Source organism: Streptodolium elevatio (assembly GCF_040649515.1).
GTDB lineage: Bacteria > Actinomycetota > Actinomycetes > Streptomycetales > Streptomycetaceae > Yinghuangia > Yinghuangia elevatio.
Map to the genome: position 1 here is coordinate 18,470 of NZ_JBEZFP010000099.1, position 17,627 is coordinate 36,096.

A 17,627-nucleotide genomic window follows, 5' to 3' on the forward strand; every position below is an offset into this window, starting at 1 on the left:
GGGTCGGCGGATGGCCGAAACACACGGAACCGGGCTGGATCTGCACCTCGACGTGACCCGCGGGCCCGGCGTCGGACGCGCCCTGGCCGCGGCGCTGCGCGACGCCGTACGCTCCGGCCGGCTCGCCGCCGGCACCCGGCTCCCCGGCACCCGCACCCTCGCCGCCGACCTCGGCATCGCCCGCGGCACGGCCGTCGAGGCGTACAGCTGCCTGATCGCCGAAGGGTGGCTGACCGGGACCACCGGAGCCGCCACTCGCGTCGCCGAACTCCCCGCGGGGCTCCCGCCCACAAGCCCCGAACCCCGCTCGCCACGCGACGCACTTCAAGGCGTGGTGCAGGGCGGCGCGCCGCACGCGACATCTCTCGCGCCCGTACCCGGCCGTCCCTCGATCGACCTGCGCCCCGGCCGCCCGGACCTCAGCTCGTTCCCGCGCACGCGCTGGGCCTCCGCCGTACGCCGCGCGCTCGCCTCCGCCCCCGACAGCGCCTGGGACTACGGGGACCCGGCCGGGCAACCCCGGCTGCGGGCGGCGGTCGCCGCGTACACCGCCCGCACCCGAGGCGTACGCGCGGACGCCGACTCCGTCGTCATCACCGCCGGGTTCGCCCACGCCCTCGCCGTCCTCGGACGCGCCTTGCACGGCACCGGAGTCCGGCGCGTCGCCGCCGAGGACCCCGGCCTCGCCCGGCACCGCGACCTGTTGCGCGCCGCCGGACTGCACGTCGCGCCGCTGCGCGTCGACGACGCGGGCGCCGACCCGGACGACCTCGCCGACGGCGTCGGCGCCGCCCTGCTCACCCCCGCCCACCAGCACCCCCGCGGCGTGGTCCTGGCCCCGCGCCGCCGCGCCGCGTTCCTCGACCTCGCCCGCCGCCGCCACCTGTACCTCGTCGAGGACGACTACGACGGCGAGTTCCGCTACGACCGCCAACCCGTCGGCGCGATGCAGGCGCACGCACCCGACCGCGTCGTGTACGCCGGAAGCGCCAGCAAGGCGCTGGCCCCCGGCATGCGCCTGGGCTGGCTGGCCGTACCGCCCGCACTGCGCGAACCGGTGCTGCGCGCGGTCGCCGAACTCGGCGCGGAACCCCCGGCCGTCGACCAGCTCGCCTTCGCCGACCTCCTCGAACGCGGCGACTACGACCGGCACATCCGGCAGGCGCGCCTGGCGTACCGGCGCCGCCGCGCGGACCTCGCGGCCCGGCTCCCGCACCCGCTGGGCGGCGTCCCCGCGGGACTGCACACCCTCGTCCCGGTCGAATCCGCCGAGGAGGAACGGCGGTTGACGGATACGGCACGGCACGCCGGACTGGTCCTGCACGGCCTGCACACCGCGGGGTACTGGCACGAGCCGTCCGACGCCCACCCGGCCGCACTCGTCGTCGGGTACGCCACCCCGCCCCCACACACCTGGCGCAGCGCCCTGGACACCCTGACCAACCTCCTGGCCCCCACCACCCCATAGGCCCTGACCCTGCCGGCCCGCCCGAACCTGGCCCAGTCAATCGCCCAGGCCGCCCGGGCGTGCGTCCCTCGGCGGCTCCATCTTCGACCGACGCGGGCAACTGCTCTCAGGGGGACGCCGTGTAGCGGGTGGCGATCGCGGCGGCCCGGTCGCGCAGGGAGTCGCGCAGCCACTGCGGGGCGAGGGCTTCCGCGCCCGGCGCGAGCTGCCACAGCGCCCATTCCGCGTGCCGCGCGTCCTGGAAGGCCACTTCCATCCGCAGACGCCCGTCCGCGTCGGCCTCCTCGGCGAGGACCGCCAACGCGGTGCCGACCAGCTCCGCCCGCCGCGCCGGGTCCACCCGTACCCGCACGGTGACCTGGTCGCCGCCGGTGCGGAACCGCGTGCTGCGCTCCCGCCACGCCCGGTCCAGGTCCACCCGGTCCGGGCGCTGCGCCGGTTCGTCGAGTTCCTCGGCGGCCAGGATCCGCGAGAGCCGGTACGTGCGTTCCTCCCCGGACCGGGTGGCCAGCAGGTAGCCCTGGTCCCGGACCGTCACCAGGCCGACCGGGTCCACGGTCCGCCACTTCGGGGCCTGGTCCACGGCCGCGTAGCGGATCCGCAGCCGGTGTCCGGCGAACACCGCGCGCCGGACCTCGGCCACCACGGCGTCCGGCGGCTCCTCGACGTCCCGACGCCGCGCTAGCAGGTCGGTCTCGGGGTCGATCAGCAGGCGTTGGGCGGCGCCGGCCGCGGTGGTCCGATAGCTCTCCGGCAGCGCGTCCACGACCTTGAGCATCGCCGAGGCGAGCGCCGACCCGAGGCCGAACACCTGGGCGCCGCGCCTCGACCCGGCGACCACCAGGGCAAGCGCCTCGTCGTGGTTCAGCCCGGTCAGCTCGGTCCGGAAGCCGGGCAGCAGCGCGAAGCCGCCGTGCCGCCCGCGTTCGGCGAACACCGGCACGCCGGCCGCGGACAGCGCCTCGACGTCGCGCAGCACGGTGCGGGTGGACACCTCCAGCTCGCGGGCCAGCGCGGCCGCGGACAACCGGCCGTGCTGCCGCAGCAGCAGGACCAGGGAGACCAACCGATCGGCGCGCATGCGACGACTCTAGGAGGGATGCACGACACCGGCTGCCATGGTCCGCCGGAAGGACTGGCGGCGCCACCCGCGGAGGCGGCCGCCGGGCCGTACGCCCTCGGCGGCCGCCGCGTTCACAGGGTGCGGAAGCCGGTACGCCACGACGCGTACTCCGGTTCCCAGCCCAAGTCCTTGCGCGCGTAGGCGTTGTCGGCACCGCGCGCCCAGCCCGTACGCCCTTCCGCCGCCCCTTCCGCGGACGGCAGCGGGGGCGACGGCGGGGGCGCGCCGACCGCGTCGCAGAACACCGGAACCCACTCTCGGGCCGCGGCCGGCTCGTCGTCGACCACGTTGGCGGTCGTCCCCGCCGGCCACCCCAGCGCGAGCGCCGCCACCCGCGCGGCGTCCGCGACATGGACGAAGCTGCCGACGTCCGCGTCGGCGGCCAGCTCTCCCGCCCGCGCCCGCTCGCCCGTCAACCCGTCGCGGGTGTACCAGGTGCCGGGGCCGTAGAGCAGCCCGTACCGCAGCACGACCCACTCCGGCAGCTCCCGCACCGCGCTCTCCAGCGCGACTGTCCCGGCGACGCTGGTCCCGCGCGGTTCCGGCGCGGCGGTGTCGAGCGGCGTGTCCTCGGCCGCGGGGTCGGGGCCCGCCTCGTACGCCCACGAGATGCTCTGCGCGACCACCCGCCGCACCCCGGAGGCCAGGGCGGCGTCGACGAGGTTGCGCGTACCGGCGGTCCGGATCCGGGCGTTCGCGGCCACGTCGCCCCGGCTCAGATCGGTGAGCTGGTGCATCACTACGTCGGGGGATGCCGCGCGCAGCAGCCGCGCAAGGCCGGCCGCGTCGTAGACGTCCCCGAGCACGGGCGTGGCCCCGGCCGCGCGGACGGCCGCTGCGCCCGACTCGTGGCGCGTGAGCGCGGTGACCCGGTGGCCGTCTGCGACGAGAAGGGGGAGCAGCAGACGGCCGACGGCGCCGGTCGCGCCCGCGAGGAACACGTGCACGGTCACTCCTCCCCGGCGTGAACGGCCGGACGCGGGGCCCGCAGCGCACGCCGCGCCCGCAGCTCCGCCTCGTCGACGAGCGTCAGCATCGGCTCGCCGGGAACGCCGAGCATGACCACGACGAAGCGCGTCCACCCGTCGGTCAGGTTGTTGCCCGCCTGGTAGTGGATCACGTCGCCGCCCGGCTCCCAGAACGCCTCGCCCGCGCGGATCACCCGCTCCGGCTCCCCTTCGAGTTCGAACACCATCTCGCCTTCGAGGAGGTACCCGAACACCGGGCCGGTGTGCCGGTGCGGGGGCGTCCCGGGGTCCCCGGGCGGCAGTTCGATGGTCATGGTCATGGCCTCGGCACCGTTCGGGACGAACGGCGGCGTGACCTGCAGCAAGTGGTTGAGCGTCGTCATGCCCACGACGCTACGCCCCGACCGGTCCATAAGACTGGACCGGTCAACGCCGGATTCTCTGGACCGGTTACGGCACGCCGTCCCTGCCGACGCACCGACCGGCCGCCCCCGAACCCACGCTCGGACCGGGCGGGCCGGGCGGACCGGGCCCGTCCCGGCCACGACCCCTCAGGACACCTCGGAGCCGTCCAACTCGCCTGGCTCGACGAAGCTCTCGGCAACCGCCCCCACCTGCCCGCGTTCGTTGTCGTCCACCACCCGCCGGTCCGCGTCCACACCAGCGCCGCCCTCACCGGCCACTACCGACCGGCTCTCCGGCACGAAGTCGTCGCGTTCCGCGAGACGGTCGGGATCGGGGTCGGCGAGGACGTCGACACACGTCACGCGACCACTGTCGCGCGAGAACGTGAACGCGAACGCAGCAGTCGGCCAACCCACCGGGCCGCACACCAAGCCCGGCTCACCGTCGACGAAGGCGGTGGCGACGCGCGCGTCTTGGGCGTTGACGTTGACGTTGCCGTCAACGGTGGCGCTGACGTGGGCGCGGATATGGGCGGCGAAGGCTTCGGCCACCGCCCGCGCACCCCGCACCAGGCCGAGCGCGCCGGCTCCTTCGTCCGCGGCGGTGTCGGTACGCAGCACCGCATCCGGGTCCAGCAACGACCGCAGCGCCGCGAAGTCCCGCTGCCGGGACGCCGCGTGAAACTCCTCGACGACTTGGCGACGGCGCACCCGATCCGCGGCCGGCCCGACGCGGCCGGCGGACTCCCCCTGGAGCAGGCGGCGCGTACCGGACCCCAGCTGCCGCGCCGCCGTCGGCGTACCGCCCACCACGTCGGCCACCTCGTCGAACGGCAGCGCGAACACGTCGTGCATCACGAACGCCAGCCGCTCGTCGGGCGACACCGACCCCAGCGCCGCGAGCAGCGCGACGACGACGGTGTCGGCCTGCTGCGCCGTCTCCTCCGGGTCGACCGGGCCGAACGTACGCTCGTCCCAGGCACGTTCACCGCGCGACGACTCCGGCGCCGCCGCATCCCGTGATCGCAACCGGTCCAGGCACACGCGGCCCACCACGACGGTGAGCCAGCCGGACAGGTTCTCGACGCCACGGACATCCGTACGACCAAGCCGCCGCGACACCTCCCGCAGCGCATCGTCCGCTTCGTCCGAGGAGCCGAGCATGCGGTACGCCACCGCCCGCAGCCGCGCGCGATCCCCCGCGAACCGGGCCGCCAGAAAACCGTCCTCGCCCATCGGTCACATTCCTCCGTCGCACGCCGTCACCACAATGACGGCTCCGGCGCAGCCGATGTGACAGCGTCCGAAACGACGTTCGGCAGCCGCGACTACCCGGACGCGCCGCCGAGGCCCGCGACGGCCCTTGCGGTCGCCGCCGCGATCAAGGACTCGTCCGGCTCGGCGTCGTACCCCACCCGGTCCGACATCACGGCCAGCACGATCGGCCCCGGCCCCGGCCCCGGCCCAGGGCCCGGGCCCGAGGTCGGGATCGGGGTCGAGGTCGTGGGTGAGGCGACGGGCGGCCACACGACGGCGACGTCGTTCGCCCGTCCGTAGTCGCCCGTCCCCGTCTTGTCCGCCGCCTTCCAGCCGACGGGCAGCCCGGCGCGGATGCGCTTGTCTCCCGTCGTGTTGCGCTCCAGCCAGTCGCGCAGCAAGGCGCGCCGGTCGGCAGGCAGCTCGTCCCCGAGGACGAGCAGCCGGAAGTCCTCGGCGATCGCACGCGGCGTGGTGGTGTCGCGCGGATCGCCGGGTGGATCCTCGTTCAGGTACGGCTCGTACTGGTCCATCCGGCTGACGGTGTCCCCGAGTCCGCGCAGGTACGCGGTCAGCCCGGGCGGTCCGCCGACCTCGCGCATCAGCAGGTTCCCGGCCGTACCGTCGCTGAAGCGCACGGCGGCGTCGCACAGTTCGCGGACGGTCATCCCGGTGGCCACGCGGTCCTTCGCGATCGGGGAGATCGAGTTGACCTCCTCGCGCGTGAAGGTGATCCGTTCGTCCAGGTCCGAAACGGGCCTGTGCCGCAGCACGGCCGCGGCGGCCAGCGCCTTGAACGTCGAGCAGAACGCGAAGCGTTCGTCCGCCCGGTACGCCACCGCCGCCCCCGTGCCGGTGGCCACCGCGAACACGCCCAGCCGCGCGTCGTGCGCGCGCTCCAACTCGGCGAAGACCTCGGCGGGCACCGGCATGACGGCGGGCGCAGGCGCCGGCGCGGCCCCCGGCCGCTGCGACGGCGCGGCAGTGCCCTGCGAGGCTCCCGACCCAGGCGTCTGGGACGCGGACGACTTCGCCGCCGATCCGGAATTCCTGCCGTCCCCGCATCCCACCAAGGGGACGGCGGCCAGCGCCGCCAGCACCGCACGCCTCGTCAGACCGGACCACTCCGCCACCACGCGCCGTCCCTGCCTTCCCGTACGTCCTGCACTGCCACCGACTCAACCCCGACGCCCCGCCCGCATCCGAGCCGACACGCCGACGCCGTGAACCGCGCGACGGAACAACCCTGTTGCCGGCAACGCGCCGCGCGCGCCACGATCACCCGCATGAGCGACGCCGCCCCCACCCCTGTACCGGCTGCCGCAGCAGGCGCGGATGCGGTCGGGGCCGCGGCGCACGGGCCGGTGCTGCGGCCGTACCCGAAGATCCCGGCGCGGGGCGGCACGTCGGCGTCCGGAGTCCGCGAATGGGCGGCCGCCGAGAAGGTCCACGGCGCGCACTTCGCCGTCGTCTGCGACGCGGCCGGGGCCCGGCCCGCCAAGCGCCGCGAACTCCTCGGGGACGACGACCTCGACGCGTTCTTCGGCGTCAGCCGCATCTGGCCCGCGCTGGCGGTGGCGGCGGAACGCTTCGCCGCAACACTGCGCGTCGCACGCGGGTTCGACGGGTTCGACGGGTTCGGCGACGGTGACGGTGACGGCGCGGCCGCGGCGGATCCCGCGCCGGTGGTCACGTTGTACGGGGAACTCGCCGGCGGTGCCTACCCCCACCCGGACGTCCCGGCCGAACCCGGCGTCGACCCCGTGCAGACCGGTGTCTGGTACGCGCCGGGCCTGCACTGGCTGCTGTTCGACGCGACCGTCGAATCCTCTGCCGCTTCTGTCGACGCTGCGGACGGACGCGTCTGGATCGCCGACCGCACCCTGCGCACGTTCGCGGCCACGGCCGGGCTCGCCTGCGTACCGCTGCTCGCGTACGGTCCGCGCCACAGTCTGGACGATCTGCCGCGCGTGTTTCCGACGCGCGTCCCCGGCCGGTTCGGACTTCCGGAGCTGGACGGCAATCTCGCCGAGGGGTACGTCGTCAAGCCCGCGGGGGAATGGCGTGAGGCCGGAGCGCGCGAGCGGTCGGAAGGGCCAGGCGTGGGCGGGCGTCCGGTCGTCAAGGTCAAGCAGCCGGCGTTCGCCGAGGACCGCCGCTACAGCGGTGCGCGGCCGTACCTGCCGCCGCCGCAGGGTGCCGCGGGCGTGCCCTCCTGGCTCGTCCTGCAGGCGGCTGCGCTCCTGACTCCGGCCCGGGCGGCGGGCGCGGTGAGCAAGACCGGCCCGCGTACGCCCCTCGACACGGTCGCCGACGAGATAGCCCGGGACGCGGCCGACGAGACCGCGGCAGCCGTCGGCGGCCTCGACCGCGACCAACTGCGGAGCCTGACCGCCGCGCTGCTGCCCGGCGCCCGGGCGTTGGCCCGGTTCGACGCCGCCGACCGCGGCGCGGCGAGCACCGGCGGCCGACGGCCGGAGAACCGAAACCGACGCTGAGCAGGCGGTGATTCACCCACCGCGGCGCGGCGTTCGTCCGTGCCGGGTTCCGACGCGCCGGGTTCCGAGCGGCTCTCCGGCGGGCGCCGAAGGTCTCCGCTACGCGGCCGCCTCGGCCTCGCCGAGTCCCCGGTCCACGTCGTCGAGCGCGCGCAGCGCCGCGGTGACGTTCTCCGGCGCGGCGGGCAGCAGCGGGAGGCGTACCGTCGCGTGCGGGATGCGGCCCTGCGCGGCGAGCACGCCCTTGAGCACGACCGGGTTCGGTTCGGCGAACAGCGCGGCCGACAGCCGGGCCAGGCGATGGCCTAGTGCGCGTGCCCCGGCGGCGTCGCCGCGCTCCCAGCGGTCGGCGAGCGCCGCGAACGCGGCGGTGGCCAGGTGCGCGGAGGCGAGGACGCCGCCGGACGCGCCGAGCGCCAGCATCGGTGAGACGTACAGGTCGTCCCCGGCCATCACCGCGAACCCGCCGCCCCCGACCGCCGCCGGGTCGCCGAGCAGCGCGACGGTGTCCGCGTCCACGCCGCCCACCGCGTGCTTGACCCCCGCGACGCCCAGTAGCAGGGCGAGTTCGCGCAGGGTCTCCGCGGACAGCGCGCGTCCGGTGCGGTAGGGGATGTGGTAGATCACCAGCGGCACGGGACTGTGCGCCGCCAGGGCCGCGAAGTGCGCGACCACGCCCGCCTCGGAGGGCCGCGTGAAGGACGGGACCGTCACGAGCGCCGCCGTGGGCGCCACACCGAGGGCCGCATCTGGTGCTGCACCAAGTGCCGGACCGGATGCCGCGTCCGTTAGTGCGGCCAGCTCCTGCGCGGCCTTGCGTGTGTCGTTCGCGCCGATGCCGACGACCAGCGGTACGCCCCGGTCCGCGCACACCCGCGCGCACACGTCCGCGACCTCCCGCCGTTCCGCGGCGTCGAGCGCGCCCGCCTCCGCCGTCGTGCCGAGTGCGACGATCCCGGCCGCGCCGTCGTCGAGCACTTCATGGCCGAGGCGTTCCAGCGCCGCCGCGTCCACCCGCGTCCCGTCGCGGTCGAACGGGGTCACCAACGGCACGAAGATCCCGCGCAGCCACCCGCTGCCGCCGCCTTCGGGACCGCCTTCGGGACTGGCCTGGGGACTGGCCTGGAAACCATCGCCATGAACACTCAACTTCAGGTTGAGGTCGAGACTGCTGTCATCTGCGCCGACATTCGTCATACGACGAGCCTGACCTACCGCATCCGATAGATCCAGTTCGCCTTTCCACGGCTGACCGTAAGATGACCTGATGCTGGACGTACGCCGCCTCCGCCTCCTCCGCGAACTCGCCCACCGCGGCACCATCGCCGCCGTCGCCGACGCGCTCGCCTTCACCCCGTCGGCCGTGTCGCAGCAGTTGTCCGCGCTCGAACGCGAAGCCGGCGTACCGCTCCTCGAACGCACCGGCCGCAGCGTCACCCTCACCCCCGCCGCCACCGCCCTGGTCGCGCACGCCGACACCGTGCTCGCCCACCTGGAACAGGCCGCCGCCGAACTCGCGGCCCTCCGCGGCGCACCCGCCGGACCGCTGCGCATCGGCACCTTCCCCTCCGCCGCCCGCACCCTGCTCCCGGCCGTGCTCGCCCGCCTCGCCCGCGAGCATCCCGCTCTCGAACCGCACGTCGCGGAACTCGACCCCGTCCAGGCCGCCGACCGCCTGCGCACCGGCGACCTCGACGTCGCCCTGCTGCACCGCTACGACTTCGCCCCCGCGCCGTCCGCGCCGGGCGTCCAGACCACCACGCTGTTCAGCGAGCCCCTCTACCTGGCCAGCGGAAGCATGGCCGAAACCGCCGGCAGCCCGCCCGCCGACAACCCCCTTACCGCACACCGCCACGCGCCGTGGATCCTCGCCACGCCCGGGACGCTCTGCCACACCATGACCGTCCGCGCGTGCGAAGCCGCCGGATTCACCCCCACCGCACGGCATCACATCGACGACTTCACCGCTGTACTCGCGCTCGTCGCCGCGGGCCAGGGCGTCGCGCTCGTCCCCCGCCTCGGCATCGCCGACACGCCGCCCCACACCGTCGCGGCCGTACGCCTGACCGAACTCCCGCTCGCCCGCGAGACCCGCCTGGCCCACCGCGCCGGAGCCGCACCGCATCCGGCGATCCGCGCCCTCGCCCAGGCGCTCCGCGACACCTTCGCCCCCGACGTGGCGCCGACGGCCGGGGATTGAGGCCACCACTTGAGGCCACCACTTGAGCCCACCGCTTGAGCCCAGCCTGCCCGTCGTGCCGACCCTCACCGGCTGGGTCACGATGGACGGATGGAGACCTTCGTGCGCGTGACCGTCCGTACGGACGAGGAAGTCCAGCAAGTGCGCAGCATGCTGGCCCAACTCCGCGCCGCCCCGCCCCCGCGTGGGTTCGAAACGCAAGACGGAACCCGCACGGTCGAAGCCGTCTTCGACGGCGACCAGCGCGAACGCCTCGACGAACTGCTGCGCGGGACAGGCCTGCCGTATGTCGTCCAGGCCGACGACGAGTAGCACCCGACCCGCGGCCCCCCGCGCTCGGGTCACACGACGGCGAGCCGGTCCACCAGCAGTTCCACCCTCGGCCCGATGTACTCCGGCGGCAGCCGTCCCGCCCGGGTCAGGGTCGCCAGCCCGTGCAGGGACGCCCAGAACAGCTCGGTGAACAGCCCCGGTTCGACGCCGTCCCCGGCGACCTCGGCGAGGCTCTCCAGCAGCGCGGCGAAAGCATCCTTCAACGGCGCCGGAGTGTCCTCCTGCGCGAAGGCCAGGCCCCCGTCGAGCTGGAAGATGGCGTCGTAGACCGCCGGGTTGCGTGCGGCGAAGTCGAGGTAGGCGTGCGCGAGGGCGGTGACCCGCTCGCGCGGGCCGTTCGCATCCGAGGTCGCGGCGCGTACCGCCGCCGCCAACTCGGCGGCGCCCTCGAGGGCGACGGCGCCGATGATCTCGCGCTTGCCGCGGAAGTGGCTGTAGAGGACGGGCTGGCTGTACTCGATGCGCTCCGCGAGGCGGCGGGTGGTGACCGCGTCCCAGCCCTGCTGCTCGGCGAGTTCCCGGGCCGTCGCCACGATGAGGCGCTCGCGTTCCGCCCGTTCGCGCTGCTTGCGTTCCTGTACCGACATGACCCGATCCTAGCACCGCTAGACATTCGAGCGGCAGTAGTACTAGCGTTGCCTCATCAGCTAGCAGCGCTAGATCCGGGAGGATCACCATGCTCAACGCACTCCAGGTCGTCACCACCGTGGTCGTCGGCGTGATGGTGGGGGTGGAGTTCTCCGTCGCCTTCGTCATGAACCGGATCCTCGACGCCCTCCCGGAAGACAGCCGCCAACTCGGCCACGCCCACGGAGGCCGGATGCTCGGCGCCGTCATGCCGGTCTGGTACATCACCTCGGTCGCCCTCGTCGCCGGCTGGGCCGCCGCCGGATGGGGCGACCACGGCACCGGCCTCGTCGTCACCGCCGGCGGGCTGCTGGTCCTCAGCGTGATCATGTCGATCCTGCTGCTCGTCCCGATCAACAACCGGAACAAGACCTGGACCCCCGACAACCGGCCCGACGACTGGCAGGAGCAGCTGAACCGCTGGGGCCGCTACCACTACGTCCGCCTCGCCGTCATCCTCGCCGCCTTCGCCCTGCTGGCCACCGCCCTCACCTGAGCCGCGACCCCCGCGGCGGTACGCGACATCCGGCACGTCCTCGGCCGCCCCGATCAACTCACCAAGCCCGCCAAGACGTACAGGGGAAAGACCAAATGACGCTGAAGAAGATCAACACCGTCCTGACCGCCGCGTTCATCCTCTTCATCCTCTGGTTCGGGACGGACTTCATCCTGAACCCGGAGACGACGGCACAAGGCTTCGGCCTGCCGAACCCACCGTCCGGCGACGGCGGCGGCTTCCTGATCGTCAAGGGAATCCGCGACGTCGTCCTGGCCCTGGTCCTGGCCATCCTGCTGGTGACGGGCCATCGCCGGGCACTGGCGTGGGTGCTGCTGGTGGAGGCCACGGCCGCGTACGGAGACATGACCACCGTGTTCGCCCACGACGGCTCCGCAGCCACCGCGCTCGGCATACACGGCCTGACCGCAACGGCGATGGCGGTCAACGGCCTGCTGATGATGCGCGAGACCCGAAAGGGGGCCGCATCCGCCCCGGCAACGCCCGCCCTACAACCCGCCTGATGCCCTGCGCTCCCCAGGTGGCCCGGCCCCGCCGGGCCACCTGAGCCGTTGTCGCCACGACTCGGACCGACCCCGAGGTGCATGCGGCGTCCGGGGTACGAGGACCCGCTCTGGGCACGGAAGTTCCGTACGTTTCAGCATGGCCGCGCCTGGACGCACGCCGGGGTGCCGCAGGCGCCGAACCGAGCGTGGCCGGCCCGGCCTCACTGTGCTGCGGTCGGGCGGCAGGTACGCATGCTCGATCACGTAGTGAATGATCAGATTCGGGGCCGCGAACATGTGCCTGGGCGCCCGCAGAACCGGTACGCGGATCTCGGCGCTGCCGAGGCTCAGAGAGCGGTCCCCGTAGACCGTCCGCGGCATCCCGTCGAACGGATCCGGAGCCGGGCAGACTCACACGGGTGAAACCCGCGCGTGGCGTTGGCGCAGCGCTCGTCGTCGATCCGGATCAGGGCATCCACGAACCCGACGGGCGCAATTCCGCGATTGAACTCCCGATCCCCGGCCAACCACCCGACGGCGATGCGCGGATAACGGGGCACGAACGTCACCGTGCCCTCGTCCACGTGGACGCTGTCGTACTCCCAGTACGTATACGGACTGAGGTCGGCGATGTAGGTCACCCCGCAGTGCTACCGAACCAGTTCCGCAGTGAGATCGCCGAGCAGTTGCCCACCCCGGGGTTCACACTCGACGACAAACTGCCCACGCAACGCGGCAAGCTCCGCAAACACCTTGCGCTGTAGCAGCACCTCGTTGGCGGTCTGGGTGCCCGCGCCCTGTGTTGTCCGTCGACCCCGACAGGGATCAGGGCGTCGAGAGCGAACTGGTGAGGATGCTCGGCGACGGCTGGGGCCGGTCGGGTGAGGCCTTCGATGATGCGGAAGTCGCGCTCGAAGCCGTCGGGGAGGGCCGCCAGCGCCTTCTGGTATGCCTCGCTCTCGTATGCGGCGGCGGCTTGTTCGAAGCTGTCGAACTCGATCACAACGACGCGTTTCGTGATTCCGGCTTCGTGGGCGACGACTCGGCCGCCGCTGGCCAGGACGCGCCCGCCCCCGGCCCGGACGGCGGGACCGGCCAGCTTGTCGTACGCGGCCAGCCTCTCGAGGTCGGTGGTGGCGGGGTAGGCGCTGACCCAGTAGCCCTTGGCCATGGAAATCTCCTGTGTTCGGCCGGATGCGTCCGGCGTCGAAAAAGCACTCAGATCGATCCCGGCGACGGGTCACCGGGCATGTGGTCGAAGGCCGGCGCGCTGTGGGTGATGGTCCCCGCGGATAGCGCGTCGGCTCCGGTCTCAGGCGACGGCCCTCACCGTGTCCGGCGTGACGATCCAGACGCGTCGGGTCGGAGCACGCGTGAGATGCATAGAGGATTCATATAAATATCCTATGCTTCACGCATGAGCCGTCAAGACGCCGCTCGGGGCGCTTCCACCGCGATCGGGTCGGCCCTCTACGGGCTGGCCACCAGAGCTGTACGACGCCTTCCACGCGACATGAGCATCACGTCCGCCGCCACCCTGGCCACCCTGCACAGGTCCGGCCCGCGACGGATCACCGATCTGGCCGCGATCGAGGGGGTCACCCAGCCCGCGATGACCGTCCTGGTCCGGGTCATGGAGGAGTCCGGACTGGTCGAGAGGCGGGGCGACGCGTCCGACAAGCGGGTCACGCTGGTGTGTCTGACCGAGGCCGGCACGTCGTACGTTCAGACGCGGCAGAAGGCCGGCGTCGACGCGTTCGCACGGCTGATCGACCAACTCGCAGACGACGAGGTCGAGGCCCTGGTGGCGGCGCTTCCGGCGCTGGCGCACCTGGCAGAGCTCGAAAGCCGGGACCGAGAAGGGCCGAAGCGGTGACGGGGCGCGCCCCGAAGCGCTCCGAGGTGCGGCTGCTCGTCCCCGCCCTCGTGTTCGTCGCCCTGGTGGTGGCGGTGGTCGGCAGCCTTGGGACGCCGCTGATCACCAGTGTGGCGACCACGTTCCACGTCTCGCTCGACACTGCGCAGTGGACGCTGACCGCCGCGCTGCTGAGCGGCGCCGTCGCGACGCCCGTCCTGGGCCGGCTCGGAGCCGGCCCACACCGGCGGGCCACGATCCTTGCAACGCTGGCGATCGTCGTCGCCGGCGGCGCGCTCACCGTGTTGCCGCTGCCGTTCGTGTGGCTGCTGGTCGGCAGGGCGGCGCAAGGCGTCGGGCTCGGTCTGACGGCGCTGATGATGGGCGTGGCCCGGGACCATCTTCCCGAGGAGCGCAGCGCGGCGACGATCGCCCTGATCTCGGTGGTCTCGGTCATCGGCGCCGGCGTCGGCTACCCGCTCACCGCACTGCTGGCCGAGATCGGCGGCGTACGGGCCGCCTACGGATTCGGTCTGTTCGTCACCGCCGTCGCCTTCCTCACCGCGTGGCGTTCTATACCCACGGCTCCCGAAGGCCGCTCCGGCCACGTGAACGTGGCAGGTGCGCTCGTGCTGGCGGGCGGGCTGTTCCTCATCCTGTTCCTGGCCGGCCAAAGGACCCTGTGGAGCCGTCACCTCTCCACGGCGATCATCCTCGCCGTCGCCGCCGTGCTCCTGCTCTGCGTCTGGGCTGCCTCCGAACTGCGCAGCAAGGCGCCCCTGGTCGGGCTCCGGGCGGTACGGCACCCGGCGGTCGCCGGTGCGAACATCGCCATGTTCGTCGGCGGGAGCGGCATGTACCTCCTGCTCACGCTCATCACGCGGTACGCGCAGACGCCGCACAGCGCCGGCTACGGTTTCGGGCTGACCACCTTCGTCGCCGGGCTGGTCCTCGTCCCGTTCTCGGTGCTCGGGTTCGTCGCCGGCAAGCTCACGCCCCGGGTTCGGACGTTGATCGACGCGCCCCTCCTCCTGGCCGGCAGCGCCGCCGTGGTCGGCAGCGGGTTCGTCATGTTCGCCGCGGCCCGGTCGAACCTGGCCGAACTGCTCGTCGCGATGGGCCTGCTGGGCTTCGGCGTCGGCAGCTTCTCGGCGGCGATGCCCGGCGTCATCCTCGCCGTCACGCCCGAGAGCGAGACGTCGAGCGCGATGAGCTTCAACTACGTCGTACGCAGCGTCGGGTACTCCCTGGGCAGCGCGACAGGCGGCCTGATCCTGGCCGCCGGCACCGACACCAGTCGTCTCTTCCCGGACGACCACGCCTACACCACCACGGCGCTGGTCGGCATCGCCGCGATGACGGTCACCGCGATGACCGCCATCGCTCTCGCCCGTCACCGCCCGCAGGAGATCAACCCCATCGCAGTCACGGCCGACGTGCCGAGTCGGCGCCGGTCGAGCCGATGACCACGCGGCGGCGGCCGCCGGTGACGCCAGGGTCAGGTACGTCGACTGCCAGCGCACCGTGCGTACGCCGCACACGCAACCGACATCAACTGCACGCAGGTGTCCGGCTAGGAGCCGGCAGCTTTTGCCAGGACGCGGGCGAGTTCGCGGGGACGGGTGACCATCGGCCAGTGCCCCGAATCGAGGTCCACATACTCCAGGTGAGCAACGCGGGCTAGCTCAGGACTCTCACCGCCGGCGACCCACTCCTCGGCCTCGGCCGGGCTGAACTCGGGGCAGACAACCACGACGGGGACGTCGAAGCGGCGCTCGTCGGTCAGGCGTACGACTCCCCTGGCGACCGTCTCGGGGACGGCAACGGCAGCGGCCACGAACCGTTCCCGGGCCTGCTCGTCCAGGTCGGCCGCGTCCGGCCCCTCGAAAACAGCCCAGCCGGGGAAAGGCACGGTGCCGTCCTCGATCGGGAAGTGATCGGCGTACGCCCGCCCGTAGGGGGTAGGGAAGCCGCCGACCAAGGCGACCTTGCCCACCTTCTCCGGCCGCGCGTCGACAGCCATCCAGGCCAGGGTCGACGCCGCGGAATGTCCCACCACCAGCGGCTTTCCGGCCGCCGCGTCGACCGCGGCAAGCACTGCCGCCAGTTGATCGTCGAGTGTCGCGGACGCCGCACCGTCCCCCTGCCCCGGCAGGGTGACCGGCACGGGACGGTGGCCGAGGGCGGTGAGTTCCGGCACGACGTCGTCCCATGCCGATCCGTCGAGCCACAAGCCGCCGATGAGCACGATGTCCACGGTGGTCCTCCCGGAGAGTCGCCGAACCTGACCCTCGGCAAGCTACCGGGGGGCCGCCTCGGACCAGACGGCTTGGGGGCTTCGATAGTGTCCGGGGGTGGCAGACACCGTGGGTTCGGACCGCCTGCGTCGCGCGCAGGGGGCGATTGTCGGCTCGGCGGTCGGCGACGCGCTCGGCGCTCCGTTCGAGTTCGGGCTCCCCGGCGCGTTCTCCGCACGCTTCCCCGAGCCTGGCGCTGCCGACGAGATGTGCGGGGGCGGCGGCTGGGACCCGGGCGAGGCCACCGACGATACGCAGATGGCCGTACTCGTCGCCGAATCGCTCCTGGGGCACGGCGGCCTCGAACTCCCCGACATCTTCGACCGCTTCCAGCACTGGGCCGCAGCCGACCCCAAGGACATCGGCCTGCAGACCGAGGCCGTCCTCACCAACGGCATGCCCTGGGACCTAGCCGCCGCGATCCACTTCCAGACCAACATGTACGCCGCAGGCAACGGCTCTCTGATGCGCGCCGCGACCTCCGCCGTGTACTTCGCGTCGGCCGGACGCCAGGCCACCATGGACGCCGCCCGCCGCATCGCCGCGCTCACCCACGGCGACCGCGCCGCCTGGGAAGGAACGGCCGTGTTCCACGAACTCGTCCGCGTCGCACTCGAGGGCGGCGACCCCCTCGCCGCACTGCCCGACACCCTCGCCCACCACGTCCACCCCGACCACCGCGACCGGTACGCCGCAGTCCTCGCCCCCGACTGGCACCCCTCCCAGGCCACCGAGTTCAACGGCGCCGTCTGGCCCTGCCTGGGATCCGCGGTCTGGGCGCTGCGCACCACGGCCGGCTTCGCGGACGCGGTACGCGCCGCCGTCGACCTGGGCGGCGACACCGACACCGTCGCGGCCGTCACCGGCGGCCTGGCCGGAGCCGTCCACGGCGTCGACGCCGTACCGGAAGCCTGGACCGCGCCCCTGCACGTGCCGCTCCCCGGCTCGGACGGACGCGTGCTGCGCCTCCCCGAACTCCTGGCCCTGGCCCACCGCCTCGCCGGCTGAGCGCCCGCTCGGCCCCGATGCGCGGCTCAGGTACGCGGCTCAAGTCGCCGAGGCCGACCACATCGCCGATCTCGGGGTGCGCGCCGAAGCCGAAGGCGAGTTGGGGTATGGACAGGTGCGTTCCCCTTTTTGTGATGCGGAGCGAGGCGCGCGGGGGTGGTGGGGCTGTCGGCGGGTGGTACGCGGCGACAGCCGATTCTCTCCAGCGCACAACTGAGTTCTTACTACGAATAATATTAGTTCGTAGTAAGAACTATAACTTGCTTATTCGGCAATCGAATACGGTGTGGACGTGCGGAGCGTTCAGTTGCCACGCGGGCGCGCGGCTAATACCCACAGGCACGACAAAGCGGCGGCACGACAAAGGCGAGGAGTCGTGAACTCCTCGCCATACTCAAGGTATAGCGCACCCGGGGCCTTGCGGCAAGGCCCCGGTCGTCCCACAGAATGGCGCACCGAGGCCGGAAACTGGCGAAATCCGCGATTCATGGAAATAGTCAGATTTTGCCCGCGTACACCCGGGCGCTCGCTGCGTCCGTCCGGCCCCGACGTCCAGCTTCAGCGCGTTCCGTGTCCCTGGGGGACCC

19 protein-coding genes and 1 pseudogene are annotated in these 17,627 nt (G+C 73.0%); 9 read left to right on the top strand and 11 right to left on the bottom strand.

All coding sequences use genetic code 11. The features are described 5' to 3' along the window. Positions 1 to 10 precede the first annotated feature (10 nt). On the top strand, positions 11 to 1,468 hold the full coding sequence (pdxR, locus tag AB0C36_RS30165; RefSeq protein ID WP_358360150.1) for a MocR-like pyridoxine biosynthesis transcription factor PdxR: 1,458 nt from the start codon (positions 11 to 13) through the stop codon (positions 1,466 to 1,468). A gap of 106 nt (positions 1,469 to 1,574) precedes the next feature. On the opposite strand, the gene AB0C36_RS30170 is transcribed toward pdxR, so the two are convergent. The 5 genes from AB0C36_RS30170 to bla all read right to left on the bottom strand — a co-directional run bounded on the left by AB0C36_RS30170 (position 1,575) and on the right by bla (position 6,353). Then, complete coding sequence (locus AB0C36_RS30170) at positions 1,575 to 2,549, bottom strand: helix-turn-helix transcriptional regulator (protein ID WP_358360152.1); 975 nt, start codon at positions 2,547 to 2,549, stop codon at positions 1,575 to 1,577. Between the two features lie 113 nt (positions 2,550 to 2,662). Then, the gene (locus AB0C36_RS30175) at positions 2,663 to 3,538 is read right to left on the bottom strand and encodes an NAD-dependent epimerase/dehydratase family protein (protein ID WP_358360154.1); all 876 of its coding nucleotides are present in this window, start codon (positions 3,536 to 3,538) and stop codon (positions 2,663 to 2,665) included. 2 nt (positions 3,539 to 3,540) lie between these two features. Then, positions 3,541 to 3,942, bottom strand: coding sequence for a cupin domain-containing protein (locus AB0C36_RS30180; RefSeq protein WP_358360157.1), 402 nt, complete (start codon positions 3,940 to 3,942; stop codon positions 3,541 to 3,543). Between the two features lie 168 nt (positions 3,943 to 4,110). After that, entirely contained in the window at positions 4,111 to 5,199 is a 1,089-nt protein-coding gene (locus AB0C36_RS30185) for a sigma factor (protein WP_358360160.1), read from the bottom strand. 92 nt (positions 5,200 to 5,291) lie between these two features. Then, positions 5,292 to 6,353: a class A beta-lactamase gene (gene bla, locus AB0C36_RS30190; RefSeq protein WP_358360163.1), complete on the bottom strand. Its 1,062-nt coding sequence runs from the start codon at positions 6,351 to 6,353 to the stop codon at positions 5,292 to 5,294. A gap of 153 nt (positions 6,354 to 6,506) precedes the next feature. Here bla and AB0C36_RS30195 point away from each other — a divergent pair, with 153 nt between their 5' ends. Continuing rightward, positions 6,507 to 7,718 carry an RNA ligase family protein gene (locus AB0C36_RS30195; RefSeq protein ID WP_358360166.1) on the top strand — a complete coding sequence of 404 codons (1,212 nt, stop codon included), beginning with the start codon at positions 6,507 to 6,509 and terminating at the stop codon, positions 7,716 to 7,718. Between the two features lie 99 nt (positions 7,719 to 7,817). On the opposite strand, the gene AB0C36_RS30200 is transcribed toward AB0C36_RS30195, so the two are convergent. Next, entirely contained in the window at positions 7,818 to 8,915 is a 1,098-nt protein-coding gene (locus tag AB0C36_RS30200; protein ID WP_358360169.1) for a dihydrodipicolinate synthase family protein, read from the bottom strand. 70 nt (positions 8,916 to 8,985) lie between these two features. Between AB0C36_RS30200 and AB0C36_RS30205 the strand changes: the two genes are divergently transcribed. Both AB0C36_RS30205 and AB0C36_RS30210 read left to right on the top strand, forming a co-directional pair. Then, entirely contained in the window at positions 8,986 to 9,918 is a 933-nt protein-coding gene (locus AB0C36_RS30205) for a LysR family transcriptional regulator (protein ID WP_358360171.1), read from the top strand. Positions 9,919 to 10,008: 90 nt separating this feature from the next. Beyond that, complete coding sequence (locus tag AB0C36_RS30210; RefSeq protein WP_358360174.1) at positions 10,009 to 10,230, top strand: hypothetical protein; 222 nt, start codon at positions 10,009 to 10,011, stop codon at positions 10,228 to 10,230. 29 nt (positions 10,231 to 10,259) lie between these two features. On the opposite strand, the gene AB0C36_RS30215 is transcribed toward AB0C36_RS30210, so the two are convergent. Beyond that, the gene (locus AB0C36_RS30215; RefSeq protein WP_358360177.1) at positions 10,260 to 10,838 is read right to left on the bottom strand and encodes a TetR/AcrR family transcriptional regulator; all 579 of its coding nucleotides are present in this window, start codon (positions 10,836 to 10,838) and stop codon (positions 10,260 to 10,262) included. An 89-nt stretch (positions 10,839 to 10,927) separates the two neighbouring features. Between AB0C36_RS30215 and AB0C36_RS30220 the strand changes: the two genes are divergently transcribed. Both AB0C36_RS30220 and AB0C36_RS30225 read left to right on the top strand, forming a co-directional pair. Further along, positions 10,928 to 11,374: an anthrone oxygenase family protein gene (locus tag AB0C36_RS30220; RefSeq protein ID WP_358360180.1), complete on the top strand. Its 447-nt coding sequence runs from the start codon at positions 10,928 to 10,930 to the stop codon at positions 11,372 to 11,374. Between the two features lie 95 nt (positions 11,375 to 11,469). Continuing rightward, positions 11,470 to 11,898: a DUF4267 domain-containing protein gene (locus AB0C36_RS30225; RefSeq protein ID WP_358360183.1), complete on the top strand. Its 429-nt coding sequence runs from the start codon at positions 11,470 to 11,472 to the stop codon at positions 11,896 to 11,898. On the opposite strand, the gene AB0C36_RS43385 is transcribed toward AB0C36_RS30225, so the two are convergent. The 3 genes and pseudogenes from AB0C36_RS43385 to AB0C36_RS30235 form a co-directional block, all read right to left on the bottom strand. Beyond that, positions 11,884 to 12,261, bottom strand: coding sequence for a DUF7919 family protein (locus AB0C36_RS43385; protein WP_494410260.1), 378 nt, complete (start codon positions 12,259 to 12,261; stop codon positions 11,884 to 11,886). The two genes, AB0C36_RS30225 and AB0C36_RS43385, sit on opposite strands and share 15 nt — an antisense overlap. Continuing rightward, positions 12,228 to 12,521 carry a DUF7919 family protein gene (locus AB0C36_RS30230; RefSeq protein ID WP_358360185.1) on the bottom strand — a complete coding sequence of 98 codons (294 nt, stop codon included), beginning with the start codon at positions 12,519 to 12,521 and terminating at the stop codon, positions 12,228 to 12,230. Before AB0C36_RS30230 ends, AB0C36_RS43385 begins: the two co-directional genes overlap by 34 nt. A 242-nt stretch (positions 12,522 to 12,763) precedes the next feature. After that, positions 12,764 to 13,051, bottom strand: a pseudogene (locus AB0C36_RS30235) (DUF1330 domain-containing protein); the annotation flags it as partial. A 246-nt stretch (positions 13,052 to 13,297) separates the two neighbouring features. On the opposite strand from AB0C36_RS30235, the gene AB0C36_RS30240 reads away from it, so the two are divergent. Together AB0C36_RS30240 and AB0C36_RS30245 are read left to right on the top strand one after the other, a co-directional pair. After that, complete coding sequence (locus tag AB0C36_RS30240; protein WP_358360186.1) at positions 13,298 to 13,756, top strand: MarR family winged helix-turn-helix transcriptional regulator; 459 nt, start codon at positions 13,298 to 13,300, stop codon at positions 13,754 to 13,756. Further along, positions 13,753 to 15,201, top strand: coding sequence for an MFS transporter (locus AB0C36_RS30245; protein WP_358360188.1), 1,449 nt, complete (start codon positions 13,753 to 13,755; stop codon positions 15,199 to 15,201). The genes AB0C36_RS30240 and AB0C36_RS30245 overlap by 4 nt, the downstream gene beginning before the upstream one ends. A gap of 107 nt (positions 15,202 to 15,308) precedes the next feature. On the opposite strand, the gene AB0C36_RS30250 is transcribed toward AB0C36_RS30245, so the two are convergent. Then, positions 15,309 to 15,992: an alpha/beta fold hydrolase gene (locus AB0C36_RS30250; RefSeq protein WP_358360189.1), complete on the bottom strand. Its 684-nt coding sequence runs from the start codon at positions 15,990 to 15,992 to the stop codon at positions 15,309 to 15,311. Between the two features lie 97 nt (positions 15,993 to 16,089). On the opposite strand from AB0C36_RS30250, the gene AB0C36_RS30255 reads away from it, so the two are divergent. After that, complete coding sequence (locus AB0C36_RS30255) at positions 16,090 to 17,040, top strand: ADP-ribosylglycohydrolase family protein (RefSeq protein ID WP_358360190.1); 951 nt, start codon at positions 16,090 to 16,092, stop codon at positions 17,038 to 17,040. Positions 17,041 to 17,627: the final 587 nt, after the last annotated feature.